General features: G+C 68.4%; 15 protein-coding genes. 12 read left to right on the top strand and 3 right to left on the bottom strand.

What is annotated here, in order from left to right:
* Window positions 1-100: 100 nt before the first annotated feature.
* From AC3ANP_RS01470 to asd, 11 genes are all read left to right on the top strand, one after another.
* On the top strand, window positions 101-2,365 hold the full coding sequence (locus AC3ANP_RS01470; RefSeq protein ID WP_488331598.1) for an RNA degradosome polyphosphate kinase: 2,265 nt from the start codon (window positions 101-103) through the stop codon (window positions 2,363-2,365).
* Between the two features lie 11 nt (window positions 2,366-2,376).
* A complete protein-coding gene (locus tag AC3ANP_RS01475; protein WP_488331599.1) occupies window positions 2,377-3,342 on the top strand; it encodes an NUDIX hydrolase in 966 nt (321 codons plus the stop codon).
* A gap of 75 nt (window positions 3,343-3,417) precedes the next feature.
* The gene (locus AC3ANP_RS01480) at window positions 3,418-5,067 is read left to right on the top strand and encodes a hypothetical protein (RefSeq protein ID WP_488331600.1); all 1,650 of its coding nucleotides are present in this window, start codon (window positions 3,418-3,420) and stop codon (window positions 5,065-5,067) included.
* On the top strand, window positions 5,064-5,495 hold the full coding sequence (locus AC3ANP_RS01485; RefSeq protein WP_488331601.1) for a GntR family transcriptional regulator: 432 nt from the start codon (window positions 5,064-5,066) through the stop codon (window positions 5,493-5,495). Before AC3ANP_RS01480 ends, AC3ANP_RS01485 begins: the two co-directional genes overlap by 4 nt.
* Before the next feature lie 9 nt (window positions 5,496-5,504).
* On the top strand, window positions 5,505-6,308 hold the full coding sequence (locus tag AC3ANP_RS01490; protein WP_488331602.1) for a thymidylate synthase: 804 nt from the start codon (window positions 5,505-5,507) through the stop codon (window positions 6,306-6,308).
* 122 nt (window positions 6,309-6,430) lie between these two features.
* Window positions 6,431-6,898, top strand: coding sequence for a dihydrofolate reductase (locus AC3ANP_RS01495; protein ID WP_488333121.1), 468 nt, complete (start codon window positions 6,431-6,433; stop codon window positions 6,896-6,898).
* Window positions 6,898-7,116: an NF038396 family protein gene (locus AC3ANP_RS01500; RefSeq protein ID WP_488331603.1), complete on the top strand. Its 219-nt coding sequence runs from the start codon at window positions 6,898-6,900 to the stop codon at window positions 7,114-7,116. Before AC3ANP_RS01495 ends, AC3ANP_RS01500 begins: the two co-directional genes overlap by 1 nt.
* 208 nt (window positions 7,117-7,324) lie before the next feature.
* Window positions 7,325-8,437 carry a WXG100 family type VII secretion target gene (locus tag AC3ANP_RS01505; RefSeq protein ID WP_488331604.1) on the top strand — a complete coding sequence of 371 codons (1,113 nt, stop codon included), beginning with the start codon at window positions 7,325-7,327 and terminating at the stop codon, window positions 8,435-8,437.
* 9 nt (window positions 8,438-8,446) lie between these two features.
* The gene (locus AC3ANP_RS01510) at window positions 8,447-9,100 is read left to right on the top strand and encodes a hypothetical protein (protein ID WP_488331605.1); all 654 of its coding nucleotides are present in this window, start codon (window positions 8,447-8,449) and stop codon (window positions 9,098-9,100) included.
* A complete protein-coding gene (locus AC3ANP_RS01515; protein WP_488331606.1) occupies window positions 9,087-9,467 on the top strand; it encodes a hypothetical protein in 381 nt (126 codons plus the stop codon). Before AC3ANP_RS01510 ends, AC3ANP_RS01515 begins: the two co-directional genes overlap by 14 nt.
* Window positions 9,468-9,535: 68 nt before the next feature.
* Entirely contained in the window at window positions 9,536-10,678 is a 1,143-nt protein-coding gene (asd, locus tag AC3ANP_RS01520) for an aspartate-semialdehyde dehydrogenase (RefSeq protein WP_488331607.1), read from the top strand.
* A gap of 6 nt (window positions 10,679-10,684) precedes the next feature.
* Here the strand turns inward: asd and AC3ANP_RS01525 are convergent, their stop codons facing one another.
* Entirely contained in the window at window positions 10,685-11,800 is a 1,116-nt protein-coding gene (locus AC3ANP_RS01525; RefSeq protein WP_488331608.1) for a winged helix DNA-binding domain-containing protein, read from the bottom strand.
* 88 nt (window positions 11,801-11,888) lie between these two features.
* Here AC3ANP_RS01525 and AC3ANP_RS01530 point away from each other — a divergent pair, with 88 nt between their 5' ends.
* Window positions 11,889-12,401: a hypothetical protein gene (locus tag AC3ANP_RS01530; RefSeq protein ID WP_488331609.1), complete on the top strand. Its 513-nt coding sequence runs from the start codon at window positions 11,889-11,891 to the stop codon at window positions 12,399-12,401.
* A gap of 15 nt (window positions 12,402-12,416) precedes the next feature.
* On the opposite strand, the gene AC3ANP_RS01535 is transcribed toward AC3ANP_RS01530, so the two are convergent.
* Together AC3ANP_RS01535 and AC3ANP_RS01540 are read right to left on the bottom strand one after the other, a co-directional pair.
* Entirely contained in the window at window positions 12,417-13,484 is a 1,068-nt protein-coding gene (locus tag AC3ANP_RS01535) for a UDP-N-acetylmuramate dehydrogenase (protein WP_488331610.1), read from the bottom strand.
* A 30-nt stretch (window positions 13,485-13,514) separates the two neighbouring features.
* Complete coding sequence (locus AC3ANP_RS01540) at window positions 13,515-14,753, bottom strand: IS110 family RNA-guided transposase (protein ID WP_488330904.1); 1,239 nt, start codon at window positions 14,751-14,753, stop codon at window positions 13,515-13,517.
* Window positions 14,754-14,814: the final 61 nt, after the last annotated feature.

Consider the following 14,814-nt stretch of genomic DNA (forward strand, 5'->3'; position numbering starts at 1 on the left):
CCCTGCCGGCTGCGGCGTCCGGAACGCGCCGAATCCGGGCTCATCCGGACTGGAATGCTTGTAAGGTTGAAGCTAAATCGCGCCAGCACTAGGAGAGACCATGCAAGGGGAATCTGCCCGGACGGCCACGTTTGAAAGCACTGCAGCGGAGAAGGCGGCGCGTCCCGCGCGTGCACAGTTCGGCTCCTCGGAGGTTCCGGCCTCCCGCGCCACCCAGGACCGGATCGACATTCCCGAGTTCGCCCCCAACCTTGAGCCGGAGGGCGACATCAGTCCGGACCGGTTCCTGGACCGGGAACTGAGCTGGCTGGCGTTCAACGCCCGCGTCCTGGAACTGGCCGAGGATCCGGAGCTCTACCTGCTGGAACGGGTCGGCTTCCTGTCCATCTTCGCCTCCAACCTGGACGAGTTTTTCATGGTCCGCGTCGCCGGGCTCAAGCGCCGCATCGCCACCGGCCTGGCCGTTCCGTCGCCGGCCGGGCTGAGTCCGATCCAGGTCCTGGAACAGATCGGGGAGGCAGCCCACCAGCTCCAGCAGCGCCACGCACGCGTCTACGCCGAGCAGATCCGGCCCGCGCTGGCCTACGAGCACATCCACCTGGTGCAGTGGGACGAACTGGACGACCAGGCCAAGGACCAGCTCAGCGCCATGTTCGCGGAAAAGGTCTTCCCGATCCTGACGCCGCTGGCCGTCGACCCGGCCCACCCCTTCCCCTACATCTCGGGGCTCTCGCTCAACCTCGCCGTGGTGGTCCGCAATCCGGTCAGCGACAAGGAGCTTTTTGCCCGGCTCAAGGTCCCGGACCAGCTTCCCCGCCTGATCTCCATCGACGGTCCGCGCGCAGGCTCCGTCCCGGGCCGGGTGGCACGGTTCATCGCGCTCGAGGAAGTCATCGCCGTCCACCTTGACCAGCTCTTCGCAGGCATGGAGGTGCTGGAGCACCACACCTTCCGCGTCACCCGCAACGAGGACGTCGAAGTCGAGGAGGACGACGCCGAGAACCTGCTGCAGGCGCTGGAAAAGGAACTGCTGCGCCGCCGTTTCGGGCCGCCCGTCCGGCTGGAGGTCACCAATGACATCAACCCCAATATCCGGGCGCTGCTGATCCGCGAACTCGGCGTCGAGGAGTCCGAGGTCTATTCCGTGCCGGCCCCGCTGGACCTGCGCGGCCTTTCGGTGATCGCCGGCATCGACCGGACGGACCTGCACTACCCCAAGCACGTCCCGCACACCTCCCGGTACCTCAACGAATCGGAGACGGCGAAGCCCGCCAACGTCTTCGCCGCCATGCGCCGCCGCGACATCCTCCTGCACCACCCGTACGATTCGTTTTCCACCTCCGTGCAGGCCTTCCTCGAGCAGGCCGCCGCGGACCCGAAGGTGCAGGCCATCAAGCAGACCCTGTACCGCACCAGCGGCGACTCGCCCATCGTGGATGCCTTGATCGACGCCGCCGAAGCCGGCAAGCAGGTGCTGGCCCTGGTGGAAATCAAGGCCCGTTTCGACGAGCAGGCCAACATCTCCTGGGCCCGGAAACTCGAGCAGGCCGGCGTGCACGTGGTGTACGGCATCGTGGGCCTGAAGACGCACTGCAAGCTCTCCCTGGTGGTCCGGCAGGAGGTGGACGGGCTGCGCCGCTACTGCCATATCGGCACCGGCAACTACCACCCGCGCACGGCCCGCTACTACGAGGACCTGGGCCTGCTCACGGCCAACGAACAGGTCGGCGAGGACCTGTCCAAACTCTTCAACCAGCTCTCCGGCTACGCCCCGAAGTCGACCTTCAAGCGGCTGCTGGTTGCCCCGCGGTCGGTGCGCTCCGGGCTGATCGACCGGATCGAAACGGAGATCCGCAACGCCCGGGCCGGGATCCCCGCCCGGGTCCAGATCAAGGTGAACTCGATGGTGGACGAGGCCATCATCGATTCGCTCTACCGCGCCTCGCAGGCCGGGGTACCGGTGGACATCATTGTCCGCGGCATCTGCTCCCTGCGCCCGGGGGTGCCGGGGCTGAGCGAGAACATCACCGTCCGCTCCGTGCTGGGCCGCTTCCTGGAGCACTCGCGTGTCTTCGCCTTTGCGAACGGCGGTGATCCGGTGGTCTACATCGGCTCCGCAGACATGATGCACCGCAACCTGGACCGGCGGGTGGAGGCCTTGGTGCAGCTCAGCAGCGGGGACGACACCACCTACGTGCTGGACCTGTTGCGGCGCTACATGGATCCGGGCACCGCCAGCTGGCACCTGGACCGGAACGGGGAGTGGACCCGCCACCACCTTGCCGACGACGGCACCCCGCTTCAGGATGTCCAGTCCTGGCTGCTCGCCTCCCGTTCGCGGCAGCGCTCGGCGAGCCTGCGCTAGGGCCGCCGGTTGTGAGCAGCGATGCACTGATTGCGGACCAGCATGACCATCCGGGCGAGGCGGTCGCCGTCGTGGCGGCCGGAGCGTTGCCGTGGCGCGTCAACAAGGATGAGCTGGAGGTCCTGCTGATCCACCGTCCACGGTACGACGACTGGTCCTGGCCGAAGGGCAAACTCGACCCTGGCGAGACGATCCCCGAGTGCGCGGCGCGCGAGGTGGAGGAGGAGATTGGGCTCAGGGCCCGGCTCGGCATCCCCTTGCCGCCGATCCACTACCACGTCCAGGCCGGGCTGAAGGTGGTGCACTACTGGGCCGTCGACGTCGACGGCGCACCGCTGCACCCCGACGGCAAGGAGGTGGACAGCGTCCTCTGGTGCACGCCGGCGAAGGCCGCTGAACTGCTGAGCAATCCCAGCGACCGGGCCCCGCTCGAGCATCTGGTCGCAGCCCACGCCCGCGGCGAACTCGATACCTGGCCGCTGCTGGTGATCCGCCATGCCAAGGCGAAGCCCCGCTCGTCCTGGTCCAAGGCCGAAGGTGACCGGCCGCTGGCCGCCACGGGCACCCGCCAGGCGCAGGCCGTCGGTCGGTTGCTGGTTGCCTGGCGTCCGCCCCGGCTGGTGACCAGTCCGTGGCTGCGCTGCGTTGCCACCGTGGCGCCGTACGCGAAGGCCGCCGACCCCAAGGTCAAGCTGGACGATTCGTTCACCGAGCACCGGCACGGCCGCAGCCCGCACAAGACCGCCAACGCCGTCGAGTCCCTCCTCGACAAGGAGCGCGCCGTGGCCGTGTGCACCCACCGCCCGGTCCTGCCGACGGTTTTCGCGCAGCTTGCCAAGCACATGAACTCCCGGCTGCGCGCGCAGCTGCCCGCCGCCGAACCGTTCCTTTCGCCGGGCGAAATCCTGGTCTGCCAGGTCGCGCACGGCAAGGGCAAAATTGTGTCGGTGGAGCAGTTTCGTCCCTTCGACGACTAGGTCTTGACCCGGCGCGGCCGAACGTCCAAGCTTGTATCAAAGCGTTGATACATAACGCGCGATTTGGGGGACACCATGCCGGGCCAGTTTTACCTTCCACCGATGCTGCTGCTCGGCCCCATCGTCGCGGCCCTGATCGTCTATGCCGCACTCCGCTTCGTGATTTGGTCGCCCAAAACGGGAACCTCGCCCTCGACGGTGTCCCAGCACGCCCTCTGGGTCGGAGTCATCGGATGGCTGGCCAGTTCCCTCCAGGGTGCCGTCAATCTGGGTATCCTTCCTGCGTTCCCGTACACCGGCTCGCCGAATACCCCGGCGGAGATCCTGCCGGCCCTGGCCTGGCCCGTCCTCGGCTGCCTCGGAGTGCACGCACTAGGGCAGGTCAGCTATCCGGGACCCCTGCGGATGCGGCGTCAGACCGTTCTCAGCGTACGGCGGATCCGGGACTTCCTGCCGCGCCGCCTGGCGGCCGTAACGGCCGCCATCTTCGCGGCTGCCCTGGCGATGATCCTCTGGACGGCGACCTTGCCGGGGTTCCCGCGCGTTCCCCCTGCCCCCCTGCCGGAAGGTTCACCGCCGCAACGCGTGACGGGGATGGACGGCCGGATTCCGGGGATCGAGCTTGCCTTCTGGCTGGGCGGTGCCCTGGTGGTCCTCGCCGCGGGAACCTGGCTGGTCCTGCGGCTGATTGCGGGCCGCCGGCAACTGGAGGCCCTCGACGCGGCGGACAACGCGACCCTGCGCACGGTCGCCATGAACCGGCTGCTGCGGACCGTGGCCACCGTGGCCTCCGGGCTGGGCGTCATTGCCGGGAACTACGCGGCGCGGCCGGACCCGGCCGCCGGCGCTTCGTCCTGGAGCAACCCCGCGGGCCTGGCGGGCTCAGCAGTGCTGTTGGTAATGCTGTGCTGGCGCCCCCCGGTCCTGGCAGCGGCCCGGCTGGGAGCTGGAAACCGTCCCGTTGCCGGGCTTGACGCCGGCCGCCAGCACCCTGCGGTGCGCCTGGTCTCCGCATTGGGCCCCGTCCTGGCAGTGGCAGCCGCGGTGCCGCTGCTGGCCGGGGTCTTCGTCCTTCCGGGCCTTGCAGGCGCCGGCGCCTTCGGGATGGCAGGGGTCGTAACGCTGATGGCGGCCGCCGTGCTTCTGGTGCTGGCCGGCGGCGAACTGCTCCTGCACCGCAATTACGGGGACCCCGCCGCGCCGCGCAGCTGGCCGCGGCAGCCCGCCGGCCCGGCACTGCTGAGCACCGCCGTCCTGGCTGCGTTGCTCTTCGCTGTGGCCCTGGCGGTGGCCACGGCGGGCCAGCTCCGGCTGCACGCCGAGACCACCTGGCTTGTCCCGGCCCTCTTAGCGGGCGCGGGGACGGCGGCTGCCGTGCCTGCCGGCCTTGCCGCGCGACGCCGTCAGGCAGTGTCCGGGCTGTCACCGGGGATGGACGCGGCACTCCGTGCGATCACGGTGCACCGGTGCGTGCGAACCCTGGCTGCAATGTTCACTGCCCAGGCCGCTGTCGTGCTGCTGACGCAGGGCCCGGCGCTGGCCGCGGTCTTTGCCGCCGGCGTGTTCGGCGGTCCGTTCAATCCTTCGGCAACCACCTGGTGGCCGGCAAACCTGGCCGGCGCGGTCCTCGTCGTCGCCGCGGCGGGCATCGCCCTCGTCCCCGTGGCCGGTGCCACCCGCCGTGTGCCTGCTGTGCCGGCGCCGGACCGGGAGCCCGCGGCGTGACCGCGGGGATTTCCATCGATCTACGCTCCGCCACACCGCCATACGAGCAGATCCGGGTCCAGATCGCGGCGCTCATCGCCGTCGGAACGCTGCCGCCGGGCGCCCGGCTGCCCACCGTCCGGACGCTGGCCGCGGACCTGGGCATCGCCGCCGGAACCGTCGCCCGGGCGTACCGGGAACTGGAACAGGCCGGGCTCCTGAACACCGGCCGGCGCAATGGCACCGTGGTGGCCGAGCGGACCGCCGGCACTCCCCCGGGCACCCCCGGCGGGACCGCGTCATCACGGTTTCCCGGCGTGGTTGCCGCCGTCGACCGGTGCATCGCGGAGGCGCGCGCCGCCGGTCTCGACGACGCCGCCCTGCTCGCCGTCGTCAGGACCCGCCTGGGCGGGCGCGACGGATACGGCGTACGGGGCCCTTCTCAGTAGACTGGGCCTGTGAGCATCCCAACGCCCTATGAAGACCTTTTACGCGATGTCCTGGAGCACGGCACGCACAAGTCCGACCGCACCGGGACCGGCACCCGCAGCGTGTTCGGCCGCCAGCTCCGCTTCGACCTGGCCCGGAGCTTCCCGCTGATCACCACCAAACGGGTGCACTTCAAGTCCGTTGCTCTGGAACTGTTGTGGTTCCTCCGTGGGGACAGCAACGTGCGGTGGCTGCAGGACCAGGGCGTAACGATCTGGAATGAATGGGCCGACGCCGACGGCGAACTGGGCCCGGTCTACGGCGTGCAGTGGCGTTCCTGGCCGACGCCCGACGGCGGCCACGTCGACCAGATCGCCGAGTTGGTGGACAACCTCAAGAGCAACCCCGACTCGCGCCGCCACATCGTCTCGGCGTGGAATGTGGCCGAACTGAAAAACATGGCCCTGCCGCCGTGCCATGCCTTCTTCCAGTTCTATGTGGCCGACGGGAAGCTGTCCTGCCAGCTGTACCAGCGCTCGGCGGACACCTTCTTGGGCGTGCCGTTCAACATCGCTTCCTACGCCCTGCTGACCTGCATGCTGGCCCAGCAAACCGGGCTGGCGCCGGGCGAGTTCGTCTGGACCGGCGGGGACGTCCACATCTATGACAACCATCTGGACCAGGTGCTCACGCAGCTCGACCGGGAGCCGTACGAATACCCGCAGCTGAAGATCACCCGCAAGCCGGAGTCCATCTTCGACTACACCCTGGAGGACTTCCAGGTGGTCGGCTACCAGCACCATCCCACGATTAAGGCCCCGATCGCCGTATGAGCAACGAAACCAGCAAACCCACCGAACCGGCCGGCTTCACCGAACAGCTCCGCGGCTCCCTCTCCGGGCTTGGCCTGGTGTGGGCCCAGACCAGCACCGGGGTGATCGGCCAGGCTGGCTCCATGCCGTGGCACCTGCCCGAGGACATGGCGCACTTCAGCCGGCTCACGGCCGGCCACCCGGTGGTCATGGGCCGTAAGACCTGGGAGTCGTTCCCGGACAAGTACCGGCCGCTGCCGGGCCGGACGAACATCGTGATCACCCGGCAGAAAGGCTGGGGCGACCGGCCGGAGGCCGACGGGGCCGCGGCGGTCGGCTCACTCGACGAGGCCCTGCTGGAGTCCCAATTCGCGCCCGGACCGGAAATGGTCTGGATCATCGGCGGCGGTGATATCTTCACCCAGTCCCTGGACCTGGCCGACCTTGCGGTGGTCACCACGATCGACGCCGCGACCGAGGGAGACACCTTCGCCCCGGAGCTCGGATACGAGTGGACCGCCAAGGCAAGCCTGCCAGCCGACGGCTGGCTGACCGCCGCTAACGGCACCCGGTACCGGATCACCCTGTGGCGCCGGACGGAGGCGAAGTAATGCTGCGTAAACCGGAAACGCTCTTTGTCCTCGGCTACATGCTGCTGCCCCTGCTGGCGCTGCTGTCCGCAATCGTCGGGCTGACCATGATCCTGGGCGGCAACAAGATCGCGGGGGCAATCGTGCTCGTCATCATCACCCAGGTGTTCGCCTTCGGCGCCGTCTTCGCCCTCCGCCGGCGGAAGAGTGCCCTGCTGGCAGAGTCCGACGGCGAGTAGCCGGCTGGCCCGGTCGCCTGCTCGGCGGCGCTCCGGCGCGCCGGCGCTCCGGCACCGATGGCTAGGGCTGGCACTGATGGGCAGATCAACCCATCGCAGGATCCGGACGGCCGGGTTAGATTGGGTCGGGCCGGGAAATGCGGCCCGAATGTATGTGGTCTTGGCGATGGCCGGTTAGGCTGTTGCCCGTAAAAGGGGGGGTGCCACCATGGCAGCTAACGTGTGGGGTGCGGACGTCGCCCAACTGCGGGAGCTTGCGCAGCATTTCGGCAAAACGTCGGAGACGCTGCTGCAGCAGTCGGCGGCTCTGACCTCGGTCATCAACAACAACACCTCCTGGAAGGGCGCGGACAGCGCCCGGTTCACGTCCGAGTGGAACGGCAGCCACCGCGCCCTGATCCAACAGACCGCCCGGGCCCTCAAGTCCGAGTCCAAGCGCCTGATGACCAACGCGGATGAGCAGGAGCGGGCCAGCAACGCTGCTCCCGGCTCCGGCGGCGGCCCGCGACGCCCCGGAACGCTGGGATCCGCCGGCAGCTGGGCCCTCCTTGGCGGCGCTGCCGCCCTGGGTGGCCTGCAGAATTTCATGGCCATCCAGAAGAACATCAAGGCCCCGCTCACCCTGGCCAAGCATCTTGGCCAATACGGGTGGGTCTTGAAGAACCAACGGGCCGATCTGGTCAAGAGCATGCTGACTAAGGGCCGCCACCGGCTCGGCGGACCGACTTTCGATCCGCGCCACCTGTACCAAAACACGACTGGCAACAAGGCCCTCGAGGATCTGCTGAAGAAATCCAGCGCAAAGAGCCCAGCCCTCAAGCTGGTCGACCAGGCGTCCGATATCGCTTCCTTGAAGAACCTGCAGGACATCAAGGGACCACTGGACAAATTCGTCCCGGCGCTGAACAAAGTCGCCAGCCTCACGGCGGAGAGACCGTGGCTGGACGCGGGCGGCAAGTATGAATGGCTCGGCAAGGCCGGGCTGGCCCGTGGCCTTGGCTGGGCCGGGGTGGGCTTCAGCGCCTACGACTCCGTGCAAGCCTTCGCGAAGGGCGACATCGAACAAGGCCTCGGCAGCGCGTTCAAGGCCGGCCTCGGGGTCGGCTGCTTCCTGCCGCCGCCGGCCGGTACTGTCTGCCAGGTCGCCAGCGTTGGCATCGCCATCTATGAGAACTGGGACACCATCAGCAGTGTCGGCAAGAACATCGGAGAAGGCGTGGTGAACGCGGTCAAGGATCCCGGCAAATTTGTCAGCGATACCGCCAATAACCTCAAGGATGCCGGCAAATCCGTAGCCAAGTTCCTTGGCTTCGGGGGTTAGGAGACCCGCATGACTGTTCAGGACGAGACCACCCAGGAACCCCGGCTCGGAGTCGACGTGATCGGCTTCGGTATCGGCGAATTCGCTTATCTGCTCAATGTTTTCGACGGCCCGGCACGCGACCGCTCGGTCGGGGTGTTCCGTGCGGAGGAGCTCGTGGACGACGACGCGCTGTGCACGGCCGGCGCGTCGTCCTTGGTCGCCAGGGATCTGGCAACGCTTGATGATGATGGCGACCTCGCCGTGAAGGGGGTGGCTGCCGCCGTCGCCACCGCCCTGGGACACGCCACGCGCTGGACCGAAATCTCCCTGCTGACCCGGGACGGCATGGATAACGTGGTGCTCCTCGAAGCGCCGGAAGGTGCGCTGCTGCTGCAGCCCAGGATGCTGGGGACGTGGTTCGTCTTCGCCCAGGACCCCACGATCAGTTCGGCCGAAGCGACCTTGCGCGTCGTCCGCCGGCATGTCGAGCAGCAGCCCGAGGGCACCGCATATCTGGTCTTCAAGACCGCCGACGCCGAGCAGCACCTGCTGGTCCGCCGCGACGAAGACTCCTGGACCACAGGTGTCCCCGACTTCGCCACGGACGAGGTCGCCGAAGCCGGCGGCCTTGACGATTCAGGCCTGCTGCGGGCACTCGAGGAGTCACGTGGCCAGGCGTAGCCGGGACGTGCCCCAGGAACCGGGCTACCAGGAGCGGGTCGTTCACCGCGCGGAGAACGGCGAGCTGGTCGCGTACACCGGCGAGGAATACGGCGTCCGCAAGGATGACCGCCTTAGCCTCGTCAAGCCCGTTAACTCCTCGCGCGGGCTGCTGTTCCTCGCGGTCCTGATCAGCCTCGCGTTCGGCGGGATGCTGTACGGCCTGGCGCAGATCGCCATCACGGGTCAATGGGACATCCTCGGCCGCACCTGGTGGATGTTCCTGCTGATCCAGGTTCCGCTGATAGCGAGCTGGGCCGGCTACGCCTCGGAACGGAAAGCGGAAAAGTTGCGCCGGGCCCGGAACCTGCCGCGGCCCGTTGACTGACCCCGCAGCGTCCCGGCCCGTGACGTAACCAACTGCGGGCCAGCGGCCGCAAAGTCTAAACTGGCCCAATGACTACAGCAGCTATCCCATCCGTCGGACTGGTCGGTTGGCGTGGCATGGTCGGCTCCGTCCTGATGCAGCGCATGCAGGATGAGGGCGACTTCGCCAACATTAACCCGGTCTTCTTCTCCACCTCGAACGCCGGAGGTGCCGCCCCGGACGTCGCTGGAGCCGCGGCCGGTGCCGCGGGCAAGCTGGAGGACGCGTTCGACGTCGAAACGCTGGCGAAGCTGCCGATCATCGTGACCGCCCAGGGCGGCGACTACACCAAGCAGGTCCACGGCGAGCTGCGCGGCCGCGGCTGGGACGGCCTCTGGATCGACGCGGCCTCCACGCTGCGCATGAGCGAGGACTCGATCATCGTGCTGGACCCGATCAACCGCGACGTCATCGACGCCGGCCTCTCCGGCGGGGTCAAGGACTACATCGGCGGCAACTGCACGGTCTCCTGCATGCTGATGGGGCTGGGCGGACTGTTCAAGAACGGCCTGGTCGAATGGGGCACCTCGATGACCTACCAGGCCGCCTCCGGGGGCGGCGCCCGGCACATGCGCGAACTGCTCAGCCAGTTCGGCACGCTCAACGCCGAGGTCAGCAGCGAACTGGACGACCCGGCGTCGGCCATCCTGGAAATTGACCGCAAGGTCCTGGCGCACCAGCGCACCGGGATCGACGCCACCCAGTTCGGCGTGCCGCTGGCCGGCTCGCTGATCCCGTGGATCGACGCCGACCTCGGCAACGGCCAGTCCAAGGAAGAGTGGAAGGCCGGGGTGGAAACCAACAAGATCCTGGGTACCTCCGGGACGGACCGCGTCATCATGGACGGCCTGTGCGTCCGGATCGGCGCAATGCGCTCCCATTCGCAGGCGCTGACGCTCAAGCTCCGCGAAGACCTCTCCGTCGAGGAGATCGAAAAGCTGCTGGACGCGGACAACGAGTGGGCCACCGTGGTGCCCAACACCAAGGAAGCGTCGATGGCTGACCTCACCCCGGTGGCCGCGTCGGGCACCCTGAAGATCCCGGTGGGCCGCATCCGCAAGCTTGAGATGGGCCCGAAGTACATCAGTGCCTTCACCGTGGGCGATCAGCTTTTGTGGGGTGCTGCCGAGCCGCTGCGCCGGATGCTGAAGATTGCCACCGGAGCCCTCTAGGACCCGCTAGGGGGCGCCCGCTCCAAGGAACCGCCGGTACTTCGCGGCCTGCAGCTCAAAGGACCGACCGGCTGCAGGCCGCAGAGCGTCCGTTCCGCCGAACGGCTCCGGCACGACGGCCAGACCGTGCCTGGTGGCGCGCGCCGACCAGGTGCCGACCACTTCGCCGCCGGCCACCATGATTTTCTTGAACACCCCGTTGCCGCCGGGGACCACCAGGTCAGCGTGCTCGGGCTGCAGGGTGATGGACCGGTCCGTGTAGCCCAGCAGGAACTCGTCGAATCCCGGCAGCGCGAGCACGCCGCGCTGGCCGGGTACGCCGTCGTCGAGCAGCGCCGCCGTCTCCGGCGAGAGCCAGTAGGTGCACCCGTGGAACTCAAGCCCCACCAGCTGGTCCTTCACCCCGGACAGGGCGGCCCGTGTCTCGGTCAGCGGGATCCCGGCCCACCAGGCGAAGTCACGCTCCGTGGCGGGGCCGTGGCTGCGGAAATACCGTAGCAGCCACTCGGCGATCCCTTCAGACCGCGGCAGGACCCGCGACCGCGGAACCCAGTCATCGAACGCGACCACCAGCTGCTGGTTCCCGGCCAGCGGACCCTGCACCAGCAGCGCGCGTTGGCAGAGCATGGCCAGCAGGTGGATGCCGCGCTGGCCCTGGGTGGGCTGCCCGGCTGCCTCGAAGACCTGGAACAGCTCGGCCCGGCTGACCGCCGCCCCGCCGGCGACCCGCGACAGGGCCGCCTCCGCGGCGGCGTCGACGTCCCCGGCCGTGATGCCCAGGTCCCGGTGCCGGCCGGCAAGGCCCCTGACCAGGCGGCCCGAGGTGATCTCCAGGATCCACTTCAAATCCTCCGGGGCGAGCAAGTGCAGGGTTCCCCGCATCGGCCAGGAGCGGACGATTTCGCCGCTGTCCAGGGCTGCCCGGACGTCGGCCGCGCGCGACCCACGGACGCGTTGGCCGACGGCCCATATCGCGGCCGGGAGGTCCTGCGCCTGCATCGCCGTCATGGCCCGGACCGCGGCGGCAGCGGAACCGAACCCTGCTCCGGCCAGGCCCTGCGAGGCGAGCCGGAGCCTGGCCAGGATGCCGCGGCTCAGCCGCGCACGTAGCACTGTTGGCATGGCAACATCCTAGGCCCGGGCTGCTGGACCCCCGGAGTGCACAACCTCCTCCCAGCCTTCGCCCAGCGAGCTTCCCTAGGGTGGATGCATGACTTTGGGTGATGTGTGGCCGCGCCTGCGGCCCCTGTGCAGGAGGCTCGCCCTGCTGGGCTGGGCCGCCAGCGCGGCCGGCATGGCCGCGGGCCTCGCCGTGGCAATCGCCAGCGGCACCCGGCTGTCCCCCCTGATGACACTGTTCCAGGCTGTCGCCACCGGCTGCATGGCCGTTGCCGTCGTGTGTTTCGCCACGGCCACCATGCTGCAACCGCGGCGTCCGGGGCTGCGGGAAGGCGAGCGTCACGAACCTGAACTGGACCTTTCCGGCGAATTCCCGGCCACGGTGCAAAGCCTGCTGCTCGGCTCCCTGGCGCTGCTGGGCGGCGCGGTGGCGTTCGCGTGTGCCGGCCTGTTGCTCCGAAGCGGGCCGAGTGCGCAGTCCGTGGCCTTCTGCCAGGTATTCCTGCTCGGAGCAGCCGCCACCGGGTTCACGTTCATGCTGGTCAGCAAGGTTTCCCCGCGCCGGGCTTCCGTCCGCCGCACCGGGACCCGGACGGGGCCGTAGCGGCTGGCGCCGGTCTTACAGCTCGACGCCGATCAGCAGCGGCTCCGGCTGCAGTTCGATGCCAAAGCGCTCGACGACGCCGCGGCGCACCTCGCGGGCGATGGCCAGCAGATCCTCGGTGCTTGCGGCACCGCGGTTGGTGATGGCCAAGGTGTGCTTCGTGGACAGCGCCGCCCGGCCGGCGGACACGCTGCCTGGTTCGAGGCCGAAGCCCTTGCCGTAGCCTGCCCGGTCAATCAGCCACGCGGCGGACAGTTTTGTCTGGCCGTCGGCTCCGCCCGGGTAGCGGGGGGCGTCCGCGGGCAGGCTCGCGGCGGTCTCGGCCGGCACGATCGGGTTGGTGAAGAACGAGCCGGTGGAGTACGTGTCCGGGTCCTCCGGGTCCAGCACCATACCCTTGGCGGCCCGGAGCCGGAGTACCTCACGGCGGACGTCGTTGGCGTAGGCCCGCCGGCCCACCTCGACCCCCAGTGACTGGGCCAGCTCGGCGTAACGGATCGGCGCGCTCATCCGGCCCAGCGGCAGCTGGAATTCCACCGTGAGCACCACGTACCGCGGGGACCCGCCCGACGTCGTCTGTTTCAGGAGTGAATCGCGGTAGCCGAACTTCAGTTCCGAGTTGGTGAACGTCTGTACCGCGTTGCGCTCCCGGTCCCAGGTGCGGACGGCGGCAATCGTCTGGGACACGTCGGCGCCGTAGGCACCGACGTTCTGCACCGGGGTCGCGCCGGTGCCGCCGGGGATGCCGGACAACGCCTCGATGCCGGACCAGGCGTGCTTGACGGCGTGCTCCACGAGCGCGTCCCAGTTGTGGCCGGCCTGGACGACGACGGCGACCCCGCCGCAGGAATCCTCGGCATTCACCGCGAAACCCTCGGAGGCGATCTTCAGGACGGTTCCCGGGAACCCTTCGTCGGCCACCAGCAGGTTCGAACCGCCACCGATGATCAGCAGCGGCTCACCGCTGGCGTCGGCCTCCCGAACGGCGTCGATGATCTCCGCCTCGGTCCGGGCTTCAACGTAGTTCGCGGCGGGCCCGCCGACGCGGGCCGTGGTCAGGGCGGAAAGCAGTGTCTGGGTCACCTCTCCAGCCTAATACGAAAGTAAGGGTTGTCAGGCTGCGGCGGCCGGGGTGATGGTGACGTCGAAGCCGAGGCTGTTGAGTTTCTTGATGGCGTTGTTTTTAGCTTTGATCGGGTCGAGGCGTGTGAAGTGGTCGGCGCCGGGGTCGGCGTAGCATTCGCCGTCGGCGAGTAGGTGCCACGCCGCTGTGAGAATGCAATGTTCCAGCGCAACGATGGCTTTCATCGGGCCTCGGCGGGCTGCGATGCGCCGGAATTTGGCGGCCAGGTAGGTGTCCTTGCTGCGGGAAGCGGACAGGGCCGCGGTGCCGAGGGCAGCTTTGAGGTATTTGTTGCCGGGCAGGATGTGTGCGGATTTGATCCGGCCGGCGGATTCGTTGGAGCCGGGACAGACGCCGGTCCAGGATGCGAGCCGGCCGGGGGTTTCGAAGCGGGACATGTCCGCGCCGGTTTCGGCGATGATCACGTCGGCGACTTTGAGGGAGACTCCGGGGATGGTGGCCAGGAATTCCCTGGCGGCACGAAAGGGTGTCATCGCCTCTTCGATCCGGCCGGTGAGTGCGTCGACGATGCGGGACTGGGCATCGATCTGGTCCAGATGCAGCCGGGCCATGAACGCGTGGTGGGCCTTGAACCGGCCGGTGAGTGCGTCGACGAGCTCGGGGATTCTTGAGCGCAGGGTGCCTTTAGCGAGGCCGGCGAGGACCTCCGGGTTGCGTTCGCCGTCGATGAGGGCTTCGAGCATCGCCCGGGACGACACGCCGGTGAGGTCCGAGACGACGGAGGAGAGCTTGATCCCGGAGCTCTCCAGGAACTTCTCCAGCCGCTGGATCTCACGGGTCCGGTCACGGATGGCAATGGCCCGGGCCCTGGTCAGGTCCCGCAGTTCACGGATCGGTTCGGGTGGGACGAACGAGGCCCGGAGCAGGCCATGGGCGCCGAGCTGGGCGAGCCAACCTGCGTCAGAGACATCGGTTTTTCGGCCCGGGATGTTCCTTGCGGCCTTGGCGTTGACCAGCATTACCGGCAGCGTTTCTTCGAGGAGATAGAAGAAGGGTTTCCAGTAATCGCTTGTGGCTTCCATGACGACCGTGGTGACGTGTTCGCGTTCCAGGAAGTCCCGCAGGGCAAGGATCTGGCCTGTGGTTGCGCCCCAGGTCGTGACCGTGGAGGTGTAGGTTCCGGCCCGTTGCCCGGGAAGCCGGAGACAGACCTTTGCGTCGCGTTTGGAAATGTCCATTCCCGCGGCCCGCTCGTGGACGATATCCATGACTGTTCCTCCTGACACCTTTGATCTCGTCATGTCGGCGTCTGCCGAGGGGAGGACAGGG

This window comes from Arthrobacter sp. JB02-1C (assembly GCF_057748045.1).

Coding starts and splice junctions, on each gene's coding strand:
- AC3ANP_RS01500 (WP_488331603.1), top strand. CDS start 6,898: ATGCTGCGTAAACCGGAAACGCTCTTTGTCCTCGGCTACATGCTGCTG.
- AC3ANP_RS01505 (WP_488331604.1), top strand. CDS start 7,325: ATGGCAGCTAACGTGTGGGGTGCGGACGTCGCCCAACTGCGGGAGCTT.
- AC3ANP_RS01525 (WP_488331608.1), bottom strand. CDS start 11,800: ATGCCAACAGTGCTACGTGCGCGGCTGAGCCGCGGCATCCTGGCCAGG.
- AC3ANP_RS01510 (WP_488331605.1), top strand. CDS start 8,447: ATGACTGTTCAGGACGAGACCACCCAGGAACCCCGGCTCGGAGTCGAC.
- AC3ANP_RS01540 (WP_488330904.1), bottom strand. CDS start 14,753: ATGGATATCGTCCACGAGCGGGCCGCGGGAATGGACATTTCCAAACGC.
- AC3ANP_RS01495 (WP_488333121.1), top strand. CDS start 6,431: ATGCCGTGGCACCTGCCCGAGGACATGGCGCACTTCAGCCGGCTCACG.
- AC3ANP_RS01470 (WP_488331598.1), top strand. CDS start 101: ATGCAAGGGGAATCTGCCCGGACGGCCACGTTTGAAAGCACTGCAGCG.
- asd (WP_488331607.1), top strand. CDS start 9,536: ATGACTACAGCAGCTATCCCATCCGTCGGACTGGTCGGTTGGCGTGGC.
- AC3ANP_RS01530 (WP_488331609.1), top strand. CDS start 11,889: ATGACTTTGGGTGATGTGTGGCCGCGCCTGCGGCCCCTGTGCAGGAGG.
- AC3ANP_RS01480 (WP_488331600.1), top strand. CDS start 3,418: ATGCCGGGCCAGTTTTACCTTCCACCGATGCTGCTGCTCGGCCCCATC.